The sequence below is a fragment of the Synechococcus sp. R6-5 genome (assembly GCF_047461775.1).
In the GTDB taxonomy this organism is placed as follows: domain Bacteria; phylum Cyanobacteriota; class Cyanobacteriia; order Thermostichales; family Thermostichaceae; genus Thermostichus.
The window spans coordinates 1-10,366 of sequence record NZ_JANSHV010000212.1 but is presented as its reverse complement, the minus strand read 5'-3'; the positions used below and the strand labels follow the sequence as shown (position 1 = coordinate 10,366).

The 10,366-nt window shown below is 58.4% G+C and carries 12 protein-coding genes; 4 read left to right on the top strand and 8 right to left on the bottom strand.

Annotated features, from left to right (window positions below):
* Positions 1-763, bottom strand: a 763-nt coding sequence (locus tag NW818_RS11090; RefSeq protein ID WP_414424584.1) for a trypsin-like peptidase domain-containing protein, incomplete at its 3' end; no start/stop codon positions are given.
* A 279-nt stretch (positions 764-1,042) separates the two neighbouring features.
* Here NW818_RS11090 and NW818_RS11085 point away from each other — a divergent pair.
* A complete protein-coding gene (locus tag NW818_RS11085) occupies positions 1,043-1,750 on the top strand; it encodes a hypothetical protein (protein WP_011432227.1) in 708 nt (235 codons plus the stop codon).
* A gap of 37 nt (positions 1,751-1,787) precedes the next feature.
* Here NW818_RS11085 and NW818_RS11080 read toward each other — a convergent pair whose 3' ends face one another.
* The 6 genes from NW818_RS11080 to NW818_RS11055 form a co-directional block, all read right to left on the bottom strand.
* Positions 1,788-2,477: a V4R domain-containing protein gene (locus NW818_RS11080; protein WP_414424583.1), complete on the bottom strand. Its 690-nt coding sequence runs from the start codon at positions 2,475-2,477 to the stop codon at positions 1,788-1,790.
* Positions 2,478-2,665: 188 nt separating this feature from the next.
* Positions 2,666-3,136 (bottom strand): phycobilisome protein, encoded by a 471-nt coding sequence (locus NW818_RS11075; protein ID WP_414344046.1) that lies wholly within the window; start codon positions 3,134-3,136, stop codon positions 2,666-2,668.
* A gap of 24 nt (positions 3,137-3,160) precedes the next feature.
* Positions 3,161-3,754, bottom strand: a complete 594-nt coding sequence (locus tag NW818_RS11070; RefSeq protein ID WP_414406981.1) for a hypothetical protein — start codon at positions 3,752-3,754, stop codon at positions 3,161-3,163.
* Between the two features lie 61 nt (positions 3,755-3,815).
* Complete coding sequence (locus tag NW818_RS11065; RefSeq protein ID WP_414424582.1) at positions 3,816-4,097, bottom strand: hypothetical protein; 282 nt, start codon at positions 4,095-4,097, stop codon at positions 3,816-3,818.
* A 59-nt stretch (positions 4,098-4,156) separates the two neighbouring features.
* A complete protein-coding gene (locus tag NW818_RS11060) occupies positions 4,157-4,840 on the bottom strand; it encodes a V4R domain-containing protein (RefSeq protein ID WP_414424581.1) in 684 nt (227 codons plus the stop codon).
* A gap of 242 nt (positions 4,841-5,082) precedes the next feature.
* Positions 5,083-5,568 carry a 2Fe-2S iron-sulfur cluster-binding protein gene (locus tag NW818_RS11055; RefSeq protein WP_041436217.1) on the bottom strand — a complete coding sequence of 162 codons (486 nt, stop codon included), beginning with the start codon at positions 5,566-5,568 and terminating at the stop codon, positions 5,083-5,085.
* Positions 5,569-6,171: 603 nt separating this feature from the next.
* On the opposite strand from NW818_RS11055, the gene NW818_RS11050 reads away from it, so the two are divergent.
* Positions 6,172-6,699: a phycobilisome rod-core linker polypeptide gene (locus NW818_RS11050; protein ID WP_414424580.1), complete on the top strand. Its 528-nt coding sequence runs from the start codon at positions 6,172-6,174 to the stop codon at positions 6,697-6,699.
* Here NW818_RS11050 and NW818_RS11045 read toward each other — a convergent pair.
* Positions 6,696-7,706, bottom strand: a complete 1,011-nt coding sequence (locus NW818_RS11045; RefSeq protein ID WP_414344061.1) for an ABC transporter substrate-binding protein — start codon at positions 7,704-7,706, stop codon at positions 6,696-6,698. The genes NW818_RS11050 and NW818_RS11045 overlap by 4 nt on opposite strands.
* 175 nt (positions 7,707-7,881) lie before the next feature.
* Here NW818_RS11045 and cobA point away from each other — a divergent pair, with 175 nt between their 5' ends.
* The gene (gene cobA, locus NW818_RS11040; protein ID WP_414424579.1) at positions 7,882-9,384 is read left to right on the top strand and encodes a uroporphyrinogen-III C-methyltransferase; all 1,503 of its coding nucleotides are present in this window, start codon (positions 7,882-7,884) and stop codon (positions 9,382-9,384) included.
* Between the two features lie 117 nt (positions 9,385-9,501).
* Entirely contained in the window at positions 9,502-10,326 is an 825-nt protein-coding gene (gene menB, locus NW818_RS11035) for a 1,4-dihydroxy-2-naphthoyl-CoA synthase (RefSeq protein ID WP_011432215.1), read from the top strand.
* Positions 10,327-10,366 lie beyond the last annotated feature (40 nt).

Here is a 10,366-nt window from a genome sequence, read left to right as displayed (position 1 = left end):
TGCCGGGGTTAATGGCCGCATCCGTTTGGATAAAAGATACCCGCTTGTCAGGCACCCGAATCTCCCCGCTGGAACGGCCCAAAGCGCTGATGATCCCAGCCGTAACGGTGTTATCCAAACCCAGGGGGTTGCCGATGGCAATGGCCCACTGGCCCGGCTCCAGGGTTTCCGAGCGCCCCAGCTTCACGGTCGGCAGGTTCTGGGCGTTGATCTTCACCACGGCGATGTCCGTAACCGGATCCGAACCGATTACCTGCCCATCAAAGCTGCGGGTATCCTTGAGCGTCACCGTTACCTTGTCGGATCCCTCGACCACATGGGCATTGGTGATGATCTGGCCGTCTGGGCTGATGATGAACCCAGAGCCGGTTCCCTGCTGTCGCCGCTGCCGAGGGATGGAAGGGATCGCTTGGCCAAAGAAATCCCGAAAAAAGGGATCGCTGAAAAACTCCTCAGGAAAAGGCGCAGGGGCGCGCACCGTCCGCTCCGAATCAATGCGAACCACCGCCGGCCCCACCTTTTGGGCCACATCGGCGATGAAATTCAGGTTCAGTTGGGCCGGGGTTGTCGTCGTTTGGGCAGATACCCCCTTGCCCCCCATCAGAGCTGCTCCCAGCCCAATGCCCAGCAGCACCAGCAGCACTGACGAGAGAAGAGACTTCCAAGTGGAGATGGCAAAAGGCTGGAAAGAGGATTGAGCAGGTTGGGCGGAAGCTTCTGACCCGGGAGAGGGCTGGCCCGGCATGGATGTGCTGCGCTTCATAGCTACAAGAAGAGGGTTGGGATGCTGCAAGACTTCGGCCCCACGCAGGGGAAGAAACCTAGAGCCTAATCTAACATGGACAGCAGGGATCCCAGAGTGGGCAACCCTGGCGCTTTGCCGTACTTCCATCTGGAGCGAAGAGCAGCCGAATCTGCTCACCTGAGGTAGCCCATCTCCCATTCAGTTGGCTTTGATCACGATAGTGAGGCCAGGAAAGCTTTTGTTCCCGACTTTGGCCGGTTTGCAGCTAACGTAGGAATAATGAATGGGGGTAAGACCATGACCAACCCAGCCAGCCGCCTGTTGGCTCCTCTGCTTGGTGGATTGCTCTCGGCACAGATGGCCGCCCCAGTTTTGGCGCAAATGGGGCCCTTGCCACCACCGCCTGCCGGTGAGGGATGGCGTCCTGTGAATCCTCGCCCCCTTCCCCCTGGCCCTCAACCCCTGCAACCTGGCCAGCCCTTTCAACTGCAAACCACGTTGCTATTGCGCTCTGGGGATCTGATCCAGGCGGTGCATCGCTCCCCAGAAACCCTCTTGATTGCCCCTGGGGAAACCCGCGCCGTCAGCCTTAGCTTGGATACCCCTCTGCGGGACATCTACGGCAACATGGTCGTCCCGGCGGGGGCTGTTTTGGAAGGCCAATTTCAGCCGGTGAGCGGCGGCACCCAGTTTGTCTCGCGGGCCCTGATTTTCAACGGCCAATCCTACCCCCTCTATGCCCAGAGCCAGGTTATCCCGCTGCGTAAGGATCCCCGCCACACTTCCGGGGAAGCGATTGTGCAGGATGCCTTGATCGGGGCAGCCGCAGGAGCGATTTTGGGGGGCCTCTTCGGCGACCGGGTGATCTCGACGGAGAAAGTGCTGGGTGGAGCGGCGGCAGGGGCTGTCATCGGCAATGTAACGGCGCCGGAAGTGGCGGTGATCGACGCCAATGCCAACTTGACGCTGACGGTCACCCAAGATTTTCAGCCCTACCTGCCCTAGCGAGCCCCTGAAAACAGCTCTGGCCAGGGATCCCTTTCTAGGGACTGGCCGTGAGCCGATCCAAAATCTCGTCGTGGGAGAGGCCCTTGCGCACCCATTCCTCGCAGTGGTGCAGCCGCTGAGCCGTGCCGATGAGGAAGCGGTTGAGATCGGCCCCTAGGGATTCGCAGGTGGTCTGCACGCAGATGAGATCCCGCCCCGAAAGCAATGAGAAGAGGCTGGCCAGCATTCCCGCCTCTAGGTATCCGGCAGGCTCTTGCCGTGTAGAAGCTTCCTCCAGGTTGAAGCTGGCGCGAGCGGCCAGGGCAAACCCGGAATGGCGGATCCCGGCTTGAACCAAGCCGTGGTCGGCGGCGGAAAAGTCCAGCTCCAGGCGTCCCCAGCCGTGGGTAGCCCAGAGATCGCTGAGGGCATCCAGGAAGATCCCCATCGGCAATTCCTGCAGCGGCTGCTGGTAGTAGCCGGAAAGCTCGTCTTCAACACGGCGGAAAAATGCCTCTCCCCAATCGCGGCCACAGTTGTAGAGAATGACGCGGGTGGCTTGGCCAGTTTCATAGCGCAGGCCGGAGTAGAGAGCTTCCAGCAGGGGCATGGGAAAGGCCGCCAAGCGGTATCCTCCGCGGCTGTACAGCAGTCCGGTGTGGATGTCAGGGCGGATGTAGTAGGCAGGGCTAAAGCAGTGCCCAGGCAAGATCTGGTCTTGCAGAATCTCTTGCAGGGAGATCATGGCTATTCTCGCAGTCAGGTGGACAAGAGGGCGGGGATGGATAGATTGGGGAGCGGCTGGAATTTTTGGCGTGAGGGAATGAATGATTAAGGAGTGAGCTGTATAAGCTGTATACAGTAAATCGGGAGAAGGAGGTCGCTATCGGAGGGCGCAGGGAACTTTGGTGAATAGATTGAGGGCGAATGGACCTAGTTAACCAGCATGGATTTGGCCAAAAGCAGATAAGGACGGATCATCTCGCTCTCTTCTGCCCCAAAGATGTAGGTCAGGGAGTCGAGCATTAACTTGTAGGCAGGCTGGCATTGGTCGCGCATCTTGAACGATTTCAGGATCGTCTCCAGCCAGTAGAGCAATTTATCCCTCAGGTAGTCTTCGTCGTTGAGCAGCATGGCCATGCAGCAGTAGCGCCACACCATGCTCAGATCCCGGCGGCAGCGCTCCCAGGCCAGGTGACCATGCTGGCGGATTAAATTCGGCATCATCGGCTGAAACTTCTCCATCACCCGATCCAGCAGCTCTTGTTCTTTGGCCTGCAGAACCTGGTAAAGGCGGACCCGCTTCGGGATCCCTTCCACGTAGGCGTGTAGAGTTTTCAACTCGTCCGGGCGCAGATAGCGGCCTTCGCTTTGTTGCATCAGCTCGGCAACCCTTGAATTCATAGATAGAGCCTCCTTCAGTGGGCTTCACACAAACATTTCCGCCAAGGTGAGAGCCCGCTCCGGCGGAACTGTGGGCAGGTCAACCTCGGCCTCAGACCTAGAAGAAGAGGGGGAAGGGAACTGGGCCTGAGAAGTGGCGCAGACAGCTTGTAGCTCTTGCCAGTAGGGGGCAAGCAAACCCTGCTGATCCGCCGGCAGGGATCCCTGAACCACTGCCCGTAGCTGAGCGAGCGCTTGCGGCAACCCTAGGTACTGTTCCATCGCACCAAGAGTTACCTGCTGCACAGGGGTGGGATCCCCCAGCAACAGACTCAGGCCCAGGGAGCGCAAACAAAAGGCCAATTGACGAGCCAAGAGGCGCTGAGCCGGGGTTAGAGAAGGTTCTGCCCCCTCTCTGGCGGGATTGCTGCTGGGCAACGCTGTCGCGACGGGGGTTGGCCCCTGCTGTTGCAAAACCTTTTGGATCCAGGTCAGCTCTTGCTGTTGTAAGACTTGGTAGAGCTCCAGCCGTTCTTCAAAAGAGAGCGAGTAACGAATCAGGTCTTGCAGATCGTCGGGTGTTAGGTAACCCCCTTCTCGATCGGCAATGCGCTCCGGCCAAGAGTGAAGGTCATCCATGGGTGAAGTCTCCTTAAAAACAGAGGGCAAAACAAAACCGAGATCCCTGAACAAACCAGAGCTAGAGCAAAGCTCCGCCAAACAAAGCGGCAAAATCCTCAAGAGTAAAGGGATCCTCCGCTAGCAATTCCGGCACCGGCTCCACCCATGGGCGGATGCCCGACCAATTGAAGCCGGCAAAAAACTGTCCCACCGATTGGGCAAAGAGCATGGGGGACTGCGGCGGCGGCTCTTGAGCAAAGGGAGCCTTGGCCGGGGGTCGGTTATCCCAGTTCAACCCCTGCAAAAAGACCGCCAGCGGCTGGGTTAAGTCCAGATCGGTGTCTAAGTTGAAGGTGACCATGGGCGTTTCTCCAAAGTGTCGAGGGATCCCAGAGAGCCTTCAAAAGCCACAAGCAAGCCTCACAACTGGTGCAAACGCTGCTCGATCTCGCGGGCGCTGGCCCCTTCGGTGATCCAAAAATTGGCGGCATCAATGCGTTCTTGCCCGCCCAACAGGAACTTGCAGTAGGTTTCCCCCATGGCGTAGCACTGGATCTCAATGCAGCCCAGTTCTCGCGAGGTCATGGCGGTGAAAAATCCGGCAAACAAACCGGCATAGAGATGGCAAACCGGCTTGCCCACGTCCCCTAGGGTGCGAGCCACCATCGAATCGAACAGGTTGATGAACAAAAACCCCTTCTGCTTGGACTCGGTTTCCACCTCCCACTTGCCCCAGCCCTGAGCCGTAAAAGGCCACCACCAAGTCTCCAGCAAAAACAAAAGGTTGGACTGTTTTACGCCAATCCCATACTCCCGCTCGTACCACTCGGAGAAGTGCTTGGCATCGCGGATGCCCCAATCTCTGCCAATGGTGTACATCACCGCCGCCGAAGCATCTCCCACTTCCCGTTCCAGGCCTGTTTGCAAGCCCACAATAAAGTCTTCGCTGAGCAGGAGATTTTGCGTGTTGTTCCAGTCGATGATCGTGCCCTGATCTCGGTTGAAGCGGAAGAAATCGCGGTAACTGTAGTGGGCATGCTTGTCGCGGCCCACAGGCATGGTGACTGCAGGACGGGGATCCGGTCGAGATGGAGTGGTGACCATGGTGCTCTCCTGACAAAAAACAGATGAGTCTAGATCGCGATGCAACAGGATTCGGTGGGATTTAAGGGATCGATAATCGAGTCAGACGATGCAAATGGGCCAATGAGCCAATGAAATGAATAGCTAAACATTTGATAAACTTAGTCGGCTATTCGAGGGATCCAACATTGTTCAATCCTTGGTTGATTGTCTATAAGACAATGCCCGCTGAGCCCAAGGGATCCCTGAACATCAACAATCCATCAAACTTCCCGAGTTTGTGCAAGTGTACTGCCGATGATGCGGAAATCTTCATTTTCTAGCTGCTTAACAGTAGAGCGAGTGATGATCTTGCCCTGCTCCACCAAAACCTTCCCCGTCCGTGGGTGCAGCAGGTCTTGTTCGGCCCGCCGACCGATGAGCACTTCGATATCCCTCAGCGAGTTCACGTACATCCCCGGCGGCAGCTCCACCACCACGCCATCGGAAACCACCCGCGCCTGACAGGCCAGCCGGGAATTGCTGCGGGCGCTGGTAATGGTCTCCAGAGTCTTGGCCTCGCGGGGGGTGATGGGAGTGAGGCTTTCCATTCCCTCTTTGACGTAAACATGACAGGTGGCGCAGAGGCCGCGACCGTTACATTCCCGCGAAACCTGCAGCTCCTCCGACAAAATGGCCGACAGCAGATTGCTGTAGGTATCGACCTCCGAGACACGAGATAAAGGCTCTAGCCGGATTTGTTTAACCATAGACGGGATCCACATTAAGGGCAGACAAAAAACCCCGGCGGGCAGGATCTACTGCATAAGCAACGCAAACCAATCACAAAAATTGATTGATCCCTTCCCCTGCAACCCCCTTGCAGGTCTACAGCAACACCTGAGTCCCCAGTCAATCAAACCAGAGCACTTCACCAGAGCACTTCAAATGATGAGCCCTGCACCTGTGACCCTGGGAGAGGCTGCATTCTTTACTTAACTTATATTCTGGATCTGGAGCAGGTTATTCTGGATGGAAGTGTCATAATACTTAACTACGAATAAACACGGAATTTTTTTTATCGGCTAGAAAGTTACAAAGTGAAATCACGTAAATTGGAGAAAATGACAATCCTTTCGTAAATATTTATCGCAGATCTCCCCCGGTCGTTCTGTCGGCAAGGTAAATCTTAAGTAGAACCTTCACGGTCTTTTATTGGCAATTTTGTTACAGAAGGATGTGCTGAAGTTTGCCGTAAAAGCGTATCGAGCCATTTGCTATTCCCTTCATAATTTCTTTAAAGTAGTCCCCCATTTTGTCTGTAAATCGATCTTTTCTGTTTTTGTTGGCTTCGTCGATTGGGAGCTATTGCCATGGAACCACGCCAGCGGGATCCGCAAACGTTGCAAAACCTGTTGCGGGCTGCCTACCAACAGCTTTTGGAACGCCAGCCCTACCAGCACGAGAAAACAGGAGAGCTGGAGAAAATCGAGCAGGACTTCTTGCGGGGGCGGATCGGGATTAAGCGCTTGGTTCGCCAGATTGGGGGATCCCGGCTCTACCGGCAACTCTTTTTCAGTGCCGGCTGCAACACCCACTGTGTAGAGCAGGGCTTCAAGCACTTTTTGGGACGGGCCCCGGCCAGCAAGGAGGAGGTGGCCGCCTACCACGACATTTTGGTGCACCAGGGCTTGCAGGCCATGGTCAATGCCTTTATCGACTCGGAGGAGTACCGCCACCAGTTCGGCAACGACCATCTGCCCCACCCCCGCCAACGGCTGAGCGGCCACCCACCTTTGGCCTACTTGCTGACAAACCAAATGCACCGGCGCCATGAGCTGGGGATGCAGGGATCCCCGCTTTTGCACAGTTTGGCGGCGATGGAAGTGGGGATCCCTTAGGCAGTGGGGCCGGGGAGGAAGTCGAGGGTATAGGCTTGGCGAACCTCCAGACCCGCTGCGCCGATCCCCAGGGCCACCATCTCCTGAAAGTAGGTTTGCCAGCGCTGGTGGGTCATGGCGCCGATCCCCAGCGTGGCGGCATCTCCACTGGTGAGAAGGCCGTAGTCTTTTAGGGCTTGGTGGGCGTAGGCCAGGAGAGCCTCGCTCATGTTGGGGTTGTCTTGGCGGATGAGGCGGTTGCCGGGGCGGGGATCCTCTAGGTAGCTCTGCCAGCCCTGGATGGAGGCAGCTACAAATTTTCGCACCTGCTCCGGGTGCTGTTCGGCAAAGGGGCGGGTGGTCTCCAGGGTGGTGGCGTAGGGGGAATAGCCGTAGTCGGCCAGCAGAAAAACGACGGGATCAAAGCCCCCCTCCTGGCGCACGCGGAAGGGCTCGGAGGTCACATAGCCCTGCTGGGCAGAAGACTTGTCCAGCAAGAAGGGCGTGAGGCTGAGGTTGTAGGGGCGCTTCTGCTCGTCGGTAAAGCCAAATTTGGCCCGCAAAAAAGGCCAGTAGGTGAGGTTGGCCCCCGGTGACACCCAGATGGGCTTGCCCCGCAGGTCTTCCAGGCGCTCGATGCCCACCCCTGGATGGGCCAAGAGACACTGGGGATCCTTCTGGAAAAAGGCGGCCACGGTGAGAACAGGGATCCCAGCTTGCAGAGCCGCCAGAGCGTCGGGGCTGCCGCCGAGCACAAAATCTGCCGCTCCCCCGGCTAGCAGTTGCAGCACGTTAACCGCCGTTCCCCCCATGCGGATTTCCACCTGCAGACCGTAGTCGGCGTAGATGCCGGTGGCCAGGGCTTGGTAAAAGCCGCCGTGTTCGGCCTGGGCGTACCAGTTGGTGACCAGTCGCAAGGGCCGGGATCTGGCCGAAGAGGGGCGGGAGCCCGCTCCTACTGCTAGCAGAGCAGCTCCACTGGCCAAAAAACGCCGCCGCGGCCAAGGCTCTGGAGTTACACCGGACATAGGCAGGGATCCTCAGGCAGCCACGCTTTCAGTATCTCGCAAGTAGACCAGTTTTTCCTCAGGCTGGCCACCCCTTGGAAGAGGAGCTGTTGGGAGGCGTCTTCGATTTATATTTGCAAAGCAAGCGGGATCCCCTTCTTACAAGGGGCAAGATCGACATTCCAAGGGGTAGGGCATGGGCAAGGTGTATCTAGTGGGGGCAGGGCTGGGCGGGCGGGCGGGCCTGACGCAGGGAGCACTGGAGATCCTACGGCAGGCTGAGGCTATCTGGATCGACGAGCTGGTGGATGAGCGCTTGTTGGCAGAGTTGCCGCCGCAGGCGCAGGTGTGGCGACGCTCAGGAGAAGCGAGCTTACAGCAGGGCATCCTCTGGTTAATTCAGCGCTGTCGGGAAGGCAAACAGGTGGTTCACCTCAAGTCAGGGGATCCCTTGATCTTTGGCCGCGCTCGCGAGGAGATCCAAGCCCTTAGGGAGGCGGGCTGTCCCTTTGAGATTTGGCCGGGGTTGTCGTCGGCCCTGGCTGGCCCCCTCTGGGCAGGGATCCCCCTGACCGATAAGCACTTAAGCCGCGTTTTTGCCGTGCTGACTGCCCACGATCTAGAGGCCTTGCCCTGGAGCGCCCTGGCCCAGTTGGATACTTTGGTGATTTTGATGGGATCCCGGCAGCGACAGCACATTGGCGCACGGCTAGTGGAGTCTGGGATCCCGGCAGACCGACCGGTGGCCTTGATCTGGGGGGCGGGGCAAGCAGAGCAGCAGGTGTGGGTGGGCACCTTGGCCGAGCTGCAGCAGGAGGCGGGTCAGGCAAAGTTGCCGGGCCTACTGGTGGTTGGGGAGGTGGTGCGGCTGCGGCAGGACTTTTTGCCGGGGATCCCACCCTTGCCGCCACCGGCTCCTTTGGCAGGCAAGACGGTGCTGGTTACCCGTTCTGAGGGGCAATCACCAGCTTTTTGTGAGTTGCTGCAGGCCCAGGGGGCGCGGGTGCTGGAGATGCCGACCCTGGTGATCCAGGCGCCCACGAGCTGGGATCCCTTGGATACAGCCATTGCCAACCTGGAACAATTCGACTGGCTGCTGCTGACCTCTGCCAATGGAGTGCAGGCTTTCTTTGAGCGGCTGCAGCGGCAGGGGCGAGATAGCCGAGCACTCCACTCCCTGCAAGTGGCGGTGGTGGGATCCAAAACCGCTTCCGTGCTGGCCCAGTACGGCATTCGCCCGGATCTGATGCCCTCCGAGTTTGTGGCCGAAGCCCTGCTACCCATTTGGCCGCAGCCAGTGCAGGGGCAGCGCATCCTCTTTCCCCGCGTTGAGTCAGGAGGGCGGGAGGAGCTGGTACAGGGGTTGCGGCAGCGAGGAGCAGAGGTGGTGGAGGTGGCCGCCTATCAGTCCGCCTGTCCGGCGACAGCGGATCCCCAGGTGGTGGAGGCTCTGAAGGCCCGTCAGGTGGACATCCTCACCTTTGCCAGCTCCAAGACGGTGCAGCATTTTGCCCACTTGATCCAGCAGGCAGGGCTAGGCCCTGAGATCTGGGATCCACCCGTGCAGATTGCCGCCATTGGCCCCAAGACGGCCGCAACCTGCAAGGCTGCATTTGGTCGAGTGGACATCGCAGCCCAGGAGTATACTTTGGAAGGATTGGTGGAAGCCCTCATCCAAGCGACCAACCGTTCTACCTAGCCTTTTCAGGCCGTTCGCGGTAGCGGTGCAGAGTACCCAGGTGCTCCTCATAGTGAGCCCCCATCAGCCAAACGGAACTCTCCTGGCCCGGCATCCCAATAGATACACCCAGACACCATGTGGCAGACGGCCAAGCTCTACGAAGACATCCTTTACGAAAAAACGGATGGCATTGCCAAGATCACCATCAACCGTCCCCACAAGCGCAACGCCTTCCGCCCCAAGACCATTGCCGAGCTGATCGATGCGTTTGCCGATGTGCGAGAGGATCCCAGGATTGGAGTAGTGCTCTTAACAGGCGCCGGGCCCCATACCGATGGGAAGTACGCCTTCTGCGCCGGCGGGGATCAAAGCGTACGGGGCGAGGCCGGTTACCTGGATGAGGCCGGGATCCCTCGTCTCAATGTGCTGGATCTGCAGCGCATCATCCGCTCTTTGCCCAAGGTGGTGATTGCCCTAGTGGCAGGCTACGCCATTGGGGGTGGCCATGTTTTGCATCTCATCTGCGACCTGACCATTGCCGCCGATAATGCCATCTTTGGGCAAACCGGCCCTAGGGTGGGCAGCTTCGATGGGGGCTTTGGGGCCGCCTACCTGGCGCGAGTGGTGGGGCAAAAAAAAGCCCGCGAGATTTGGTTCCTCTGCCGCCAATACACCGCAGCCCAAGCCCTGGAGATGGGTCTGGTGAATGCGGTGGTGCCGGTGGAAGAGCTGGAAGCTGAAGGGATCCGCTGGGCGCAAGAAATTCTCCAGCACAGCCCCTTAGCCATCCGCTGCCTCAAAGCCGCCTTCAACGCCGACTGCGATGGGCAGGTGGGGCTGCAGGAGTTGGCCGGAGATGCGACGTTGCTGTTCTACATGACCGAAGAAGCTGCTGAGGGCAAACGCGCCTTTTTGGAAAAGCGCCCACCTAACTTTCGCCAGTTTCCCTGGCTGCCATAGTTTGTTTGTTTTCATTAATTCCACTTCCCCGAAGGGAAGC

Bases quoted from the DNA above. Each gene is read 5' to 3' on its own strand.
- NW818_RS11075 (WP_414344046.1), bottom strand. From the start codon at position 3,136: ATGAATTCAAGGGTTGCCGAGCTGATGCAACAAAGCGAAGGCCGCTAT.
- NW818_RS11085 (WP_011432227.1), top strand. From the start codon at position 1,043: ATGACCAACCCAGCCAGCCGCCTGTTGGCTCCTCTGCTTGGTGGATTG.
- NW818_RS11060 (WP_414424581.1), bottom strand. From the start codon at position 4,840: ATGGTCACCACTCCATCTCGACCGGATCCCCGTCCTGCAGTCACCATG.
- NW818_RS11045 (WP_414344061.1), bottom strand. From the start codon at position 7,706: ATGTCCGGTGTAACTCCAGAGCCTTGGCCGCGGCGGCGTTTTTTGGCC.
- NW818_RS11055 (WP_041436217.1), bottom strand. From the start codon at position 5,568: ATGGTTAAACAAATCCGGCTAGAGCCTTTATCTCGTGTCTCGGAGGTC.
- NW818_RS11070 (WP_414406981.1), bottom strand. From the start codon at position 3,754: ATGGATGACCTTCACTCTTGGCCGGAGCGCATTGCCGATCGAGAAGGG.
- NW818_RS11080 (WP_414424583.1), bottom strand. From the start codon at position 2,477: ATGATCTCCCTGCAAGAGATTCTGCAAGACCAGATCTTGCCTGGGCAC.
- NW818_RS11050 (WP_414424580.1), top strand. From the start codon at position 6,172: ATGGAACCACGCCAGCGGGATCCGCAAACGTTGCAAAACCTGTTGCGG.
- cobA (WP_414424579.1), top strand. From the start codon at position 7,882: ATGGGCAAGGTGTATCTAGTGGGGGCAGGGCTGGGCGGGCGGGCGGGC.
- NW818_RS11065 (WP_414424582.1), bottom strand. From the start codon at position 4,097: ATGGTCACCTTCAACTTAGACACCGATCTGGACTTAACCCAGCCGCTG.
- menB (WP_011432215.1), top strand. From the start codon at position 9,502: ATGTGGCAGACGGCCAAGCTCTACGAAGACATCCTTTACGAAAAAACG.